This is a genomic window from Pseudoalteromonas sp. TAB23 (genome assembly GCF_000498075.1).
GTDB classification, from domain to species: Bacteria; Pseudomonadota; Gammaproteobacteria; order Enterobacterales; family Alteromonadaceae; genus Pseudoalteromonas; species Pseudoalteromonas arctica.
The window spans coordinates 1-5246 of record NZ_AUTP01000080.1 but is presented as its reverse complement, the minus strand read 5'-3'; the positions used below and the strand labels follow the sequence as shown (position 1 = coordinate 5246).

Genomic DNA, 5246 nt, shown 5'->3' with positions numbered 1-5246 from the left:
CAGCCGGTTTTATTATTGGCTTAATACCCGCTACTCGCGCTTATTTTTATTCACTCAGCGATGGTATGAGTATAAAAGCATAATTTTTAGGGATTTTATGACATTTTTTAAAACAGCTTTTCAGTACATTGCTGCTATTGGCTTATTATTTATAAGCGTAGCGAGTTATGCTAATCCACCAAAAGAAATTTTTTGGGAAGACTTAATCCCTAAAAACCACGTGCAAATAGACACTCAAGCACAAGCTAATCACGAAGGTAGTGATCAAAACTGGGTGCAACCCGATTTAGATGCTCCAGTGGTAAAGGCACTTGATGGCCAATCAGTGAGTTTGCCAGGTTTTGTTGTGCCACTTGAGGGCGATAGCGAAGTAATTACCGAGTTTTTACTCGTTCCTTATTTTGGCGCCTGTATACACGTACCACCACCACCGCCAAATCAAATAGTCCATGTAACAATTAAAGGTGGAGTACCAATAGATAGCCTATACGACGCAATTGTTGTAACTGGAATAATAAGTACTGAAACATGGTCGGGCGAAATAGCGCAGGTAGGATATAAAATGAAAGCGGTCGGTGTAGCACCGTTCGAGCTTTAAAATAAAGGGCCAGCTTTTAAAGCTGGCCCTTAAATATCATTAAATTTAGAATCGATAAAATTCAAATAACTAGGGCGTGTTGATCTTTGTGGATTGAAATTTGTTCAATCTAGGGGCGATTTAATCGCGGCGCGAGGCTTGTAACCTAGCGGGCTAAGTAAAAATCGAGCAACAAAGAGTTAATCGCCCCTAGAAAGAACCCAAAGGGCAGCGCATGTTTGGCATTTATGCTGCGTTATCGCCAATTTATGGGGAATAACCACACTACATAGGCTCTGCCTTGCCTAAATACCAAACAGTCTGCTGCAAAATCAATCACGAAAGGTCAACACGCCCTAGATAACTACTTTTGGCAATTTGAGCAAAAAATAGTACTGCGCTGCCCCAATCTAATTTCTTCCAATTCGTTTTCACACGTCATACATGGCTTGCCTTTGCGCCCATATACTAATAACTCTTGAGCAAAATACCCTGGCTTACCATCACTTTGTGCAAAGTCTTTAAGCGTTGTACCACCTTGCATAATGGCCGCAGCAAGCGTGTCTTTTATAATAGGGATAAGTGCTTGATAACGTTTGAGCGATACTTTTCCCGCTTCTCGCTTTGGATGTATACCCGCTTTAAATAACGATTCATTCGCGTAAATATTACCAACACCAACCACCACTGCGTTATCCATAATAAATTGCTTTACGGGTACTTTTTTATTGCGCGACTGTTCGTACACGCGTTTAGCAAAAAAATCATCGGTAAGCGGCTCAGGACCAAGCTTAGAGAGTAGCTTATGCACTTCACCTGGCTCTTGCCATAAGCAGCAACCAAAGCGACGAGGATCGTTTAAGCGCAGTGCTTTACCGTTACCAAAAATAAACTCTACATGGTCATGCTTTTTAAGCGGCTCACTTTTATCTACAACACGTAAATTACCTGACATACCCAAATGTAAAATAGTGCTCCCAAGCTCACAGTGTAAAAGTAAGTATTTAGCTCGTCGTTCAATACTAGTAACAATTAGCCCTTCAAGTTGATACACGTCATCTGGCACTGGCCAGCGCATACTGGCATTATAAATATTTACCTTTGTAACAACTTGGTTTTGTACGTGGGGAGTGATGCCCATTCGGCTCACTTCTACCTCTGGTAATTCAGGCATTAATTAGACTCACTTTGTGAAAAATCAAAACTAGGAAATAACTGCTGTGCAGTTTTTAAATCGAGTGCGAGTATTCGTTGGCTACTCTTTTCGAGTAAGTAATATTGCCCATCGCCTTTATAAAGCAAATAAACCCAAGGTAAACTCTCGCCAGCCAACTCAAATGTAGCAACATATAAAGGCGCATTAGGATTAAAAACAACAGATTCGTTAACGCCCATTAACTGCGCGCTTTGCCATTGGTTAATTAAATCACTAAGTTGCTGCTCAGATGCTTGCAACACAAGCGGTATGTCTTTTTGTAGTGGGGTTGTACGCCAGCTTGTTCCTATTCGCTCAATTTTTTGATCAACAAATTGCAGTGTCAGTACAAAACTTTGCTGGGGGAGTACGGCTTGTAATGTTGGTTTATCCTCCCCTCCCAAAAGTTGCTTATGCCAGCCATTTAAGAAGAAGATCATAATCAACATCGAAAATATTATAACGTTGTTCCAACCTTTACGGCCCAGTCGCATATTAATACACCTAGTAAATTCAAGATTTTAAAGTGTAACTAAAACTTAATTGCGCTGTCTATATGTTAAAGGCCGCAGACTTTGTTAGAATATCGGCAAATTTAAAGGAGTTCCGTCAATGTCTATGTATGTAGTGGGCCATAAAATCCCAGATTCAGATTCTATTTGTGGTGCAATTGCACTGGCTTATTTAAAAAACCAAATCGATGAGCCTGCAATTCCAACTCGTCTTGGTGAAATTTCACCTGAAACTCAATTTATCCTTGATAAATTTGGCTTCGAAGCACCAGAGCTTAAATTAAGCTACGCGGGTGAAGATGTGTATATTGTAGATCACACAGAAAAAACACAAGCACCCGATGATATCGACCAAGCTCGCGTTGTTGGCGTGGTAGATCACCACAAATTAGGTGACTTAACATCATCTACCCCGCTTGAATGTTGGATTCGTCCTGTTGGTTGTTCAAACACCATTATTAAAATGATGTACGACTTCTACAGCGTAGAAATCCCTAAAGACATCGCGGGTATTATGATGTGTGCAATTTTAAGCGACACAGTCATATTTAAATCACCAACATGTACCACTGCCGATATTAAATGTGTTGAAGCGCTAGCTGAAATTGCAGGCGTAGAAGACTTTAAAGAACTGGGTATGGATATGTTCCGCGTTAAATCTGCGGTAGAAGACACACCAGCACGTGATTTAGTAATGCGTGACTTTAAAGATTTCAACATGAACGGTAACCTGGTAGGCATTGGCCAACTAGAAGTAATCGACCTTGCTGTTTTTGACGATATTAAAACAGACCTTGCAGCCGATATTGCTAAGCTAAAAGTTGAGGGTAATCGCCACTCTGTATTTTTACTGCTTACCGATATAATGAAAGAAGGCTCAGAAATGCTAATTGTATCTGACGATGCAAACTTAGTTGAACAGGCTTACGGTGTAAAACCAGAGAATGATAAAGTATGGTTAGATGGTGTACTAAGCCGTAAAAAGCAAGTAGTACCACCACTACAAGATGCATTCACAAAAATCTAATTGTGTTTTCATTTATTGATTTAAAAGCCTTGTTGGTTATGCCAACGAGGTTTTTTTATATCAATTCACTAATCATATTTTTAAAAACAAAAAACCCAGCCTAAGCTGGGTTTTTAAATTCTAAAAGAACTAAAATTACTTAATTTTAGCTTCTTTAAAAAGAACATGTTTACGAATCTTTGGATCAAACTTTTTGATTTCCATCTTCTCAGGCATGTTACGTTTGTTTTTGTCAGTAGTGTAGAAAAAACCAGTACCGGCAGTTGAAACTAAACGGATTTTATCGCGCATGATTCAGATCCTTAAACTTTAACGCCGCGAGCACGGATTTCTGTAAGAACCGTGTCGATGCCTTTTTTATCGATAATACGCATACCTTTAGTAGTAGTGCGTAATGTTACAAAACGTTTTTCACTTTCAACCCAAAAACGGTGTGTTTGTAGGTTAGGTAGGAAACGACGTCTAGTCGCGTTTCTCGCGTGTGAACGGTGATTACCAACCGCAGGACGCTTACCTGTAACTTGACATACTTTAGACATGTCTATATATCTCCAATAACTTCGCTCGAGCTTAATTTAATCTAAGGCCGTGTATTTCCGCCCTAGAGATAAATCGAAGGGCGCTCTTTATACAGCTTTTACAGGCAAAGATCAAACACTGATCTATCCAATCAGCTCATATATGTAAATTTGATAGCGGCTAATTATAAAGATCGAATGCCCTTAGGGAAAGTAAAAACTGCATTTAAATTAAACTAATTTGCCAAAACACGTTAAACAGCTCATTTTTAACACACTTCTGTATCTAACAAAGCTAAATCAGGCCTCGCTCGGCAAACGAAACACACGTTTCTCCACCAACAATGATGTGATCGAGCACACTTATGTCGACCAATTGCAGTGCTTGCTGCAATTTATTAGTAATAAGTTTGTCTGCTTGGCTCGGTTCTGCAATACCACTTGGATGATTATGCGCAAAAATAACAGCGGCTGCATTATTTTTAAGCGCAGCCTTTACCACTTCACGCGGATAAACACTGGCAGAATTAATTGTGCCATAAAAAAGTATTTCATCTTTTACTAATCTATTTTGGCTATCTAGGTATAACACCATAAATACTTCTTGTTGCAAGCCTCGCATTTGAATTGTTAGGTAATCGTAAACTGAGTTTGGCGAATTAAACACGGCGTCTCGTTGGCAACGCTCCTGCATATAACGTTGGCTTAGCTCTAACACAGCTTGTAGCTGAACATACTTAGCGGTCCCTAACCCCTTTTGAGAGCAAAACTCCTCAATGCTGGCATTAAACAAATTATGAAGTGTTTTATTTTCGTTTAATAAATGCTGAGCCAACTCAATTACATTCATTCCCGGTAACCCTGTTCGTAAAAATATGGCAAGAAGCTCTGCGTCAGTCAGCGCCTTAGCCCCCTTTGCTATGAGCTTTTCACGAGGTCGAAGTGAGTTTGGTAGTGAAGTAAGTTGCATTATTCATCCTTGAGAGGCGAAAGTGTCTTATAAATGTAATGCAAATTTGAAATTTAGCCTGTTATTTCGAATTAAAAAACTTCGCTGTATGGGTAAATATTTGTTATTTTAAGCCCAATATTTAATAAAAACTGATGAACATCCATGACTAACTTAACAAACAAAAAAATTGTACTAGGTATTACCGGCGGTATTGCAGCTTATAAATGTGCAGAACTCGTTAGGCGATTAAAAGACTCTGGTTGTGAAGTAAAAGTAGTTATGACTGAATCAGCTAAACACTTTATTACACCACTGACCATGCAAGCCGTTAGTGGAGAAACAGTCTCTGACTCATTACTAGACCCTTCTGCTGAAGCTTCAATGGGGCATATTGAATTTGCAAAATGGGCTGACTTAATTTTAGTTGCTCCAGCGACGTGTAATATTATTGCTAAAATGGCAGCC

The 5246-nt window shown here is 39.4% G+C and carries 8 protein-coding genes; 3 read left to right on the top strand and 5 right to left on the bottom strand.

Annotated elements, in window-relative coordinates:
- The first annotated feature begins 97 nt into the window (after window positions 1-97).
- The gene (locus L654_RS0101850; RefSeq protein ID WP_007581943.1) at window positions 98-598 is read left to right on the top strand and encodes a DUF3299 domain-containing protein; all 501 of its coding nucleotides are present in this window, start codon (window positions 98-100) and stop codon (window positions 596-598) included.
- A 343-nt stretch (window positions 599-941) separates the two neighbouring features.
- Here the strand turns inward: L654_RS0101850 and mutM are convergent, their stop codons facing one another.
- Both mutM and L654_RS0101840 read right to left on the bottom strand, forming a co-directional pair.
- A complete protein-coding gene (gene mutM, locus L654_RS0101845) occupies window positions 942-1751 on the bottom strand; it encodes a bifunctional DNA-formamidopyrimidine glycosylase/DNA-(apurinic or apyrimidinic site) lyase (RefSeq protein ID WP_007581941.1) in 810 nt (269 codons plus the stop codon).
- Entirely contained in the window at window positions 1751-2266 is a 516-nt protein-coding gene (locus tag L654_RS0101840; protein WP_024607081.1) for a hypothetical protein, read from the bottom strand. Before L654_RS0101840 ends, mutM begins: the two co-directional genes overlap by 1 nt.
- Before the next feature lie 118 nt (window positions 2267-2384).
- On the opposite strand from L654_RS0101840, the gene L654_RS0101835 reads away from it, so the two are divergent.
- Window positions 2385-3311, top strand: a complete 927-nt coding sequence (locus L654_RS0101835; RefSeq protein ID WP_024607080.1) for a manganese-dependent inorganic pyrophosphatase — start codon at window positions 2385-2387, stop codon at window positions 3309-3311.
- A gap of 135 nt (window positions 3312-3446) precedes the next feature.
- Here the strand turns inward: L654_RS0101835 and rpmG are convergent, their stop codons facing one another.
- The 3 genes from rpmG to radC form a co-directional block, all read right to left on the bottom strand.
- Entirely contained in the window at window positions 3447-3602 is a 156-nt protein-coding gene (rpmG, locus tag L654_RS0101830; RefSeq protein WP_004335545.1) for a 50S ribosomal protein L33, read from the bottom strand.
- Window positions 3603-3613: 11 nt separating this feature from the next.
- Window positions 3614-3850: a 50S ribosomal protein L28 gene (rpmB, locus tag L654_RS0101825; protein ID WP_004335549.1), complete on the bottom strand. Its 237-nt coding sequence runs from the start codon at window positions 3848-3850 to the stop codon at window positions 3614-3616.
- 274 nt (window positions 3851-4124) lie between these two features.
- A complete protein-coding gene (gene radC, locus L654_RS0101820) occupies window positions 4125-4799 on the bottom strand; it encodes a DNA repair protein RadC (protein ID WP_007581936.1) in 675 nt (224 codons plus the stop codon).
- Between the two features lie 144 nt (window positions 4800-4943).
- Here radC and L654_RS0101815 point away from each other — a divergent pair.
- Window positions 4944-5246 (top strand): flavoprotein (locus tag L654_RS0101815; RefSeq protein ID WP_029753462.1); only part of this gene is annotated, 303 nt, incomplete at its 3' end.

Excerpts from the sequence above, each read along its gene's own strand:
- L654_RS0101850 (WP_007581943.1), top strand. The coding sequence starts at position 98 with ATGACATTTTTTAAAACAGCTTTTCAGTACATTGCTGCTATTGGCTTA.
- mutM (WP_007581941.1), bottom strand. The coding sequence starts at position 1,751 with ATGCCTGAATTACCAGAGGTAGAAGTGAGCCGAATGGGCATCACTCCC.
- L654_RS0101840 (WP_024607081.1), bottom strand. The coding sequence starts at position 2,266 with ATGCGACTGGGCCGTAAAGGTTGGAACAACGTTATAATATTTTCGATG.
- L654_RS0101835 (WP_024607080.1), top strand. The coding sequence starts at position 2,385 with ATGTCTATGTATGTAGTGGGCCATAAAATCCCAGATTCAGATTCTATT.
- rpmG (WP_004335545.1), bottom strand. The coding sequence starts at position 3,602 with ATGCGCGATAAAATCCGTTTAGTTTCAACTGCCGGTACTGGTTTTTTC.
- rpmB (WP_004335549.1), bottom strand. The coding sequence starts at position 3,850 with ATGTCTAAAGTATGTCAAGTTACAGGTAAGCGTCCTGCGGTTGGTAAT.
- radC (WP_007581936.1), bottom strand. The coding sequence starts at position 4,799 with ATGCAACTTACTTCACTACCAAACTCACTTCGACCTCGTGAAAAGCTC.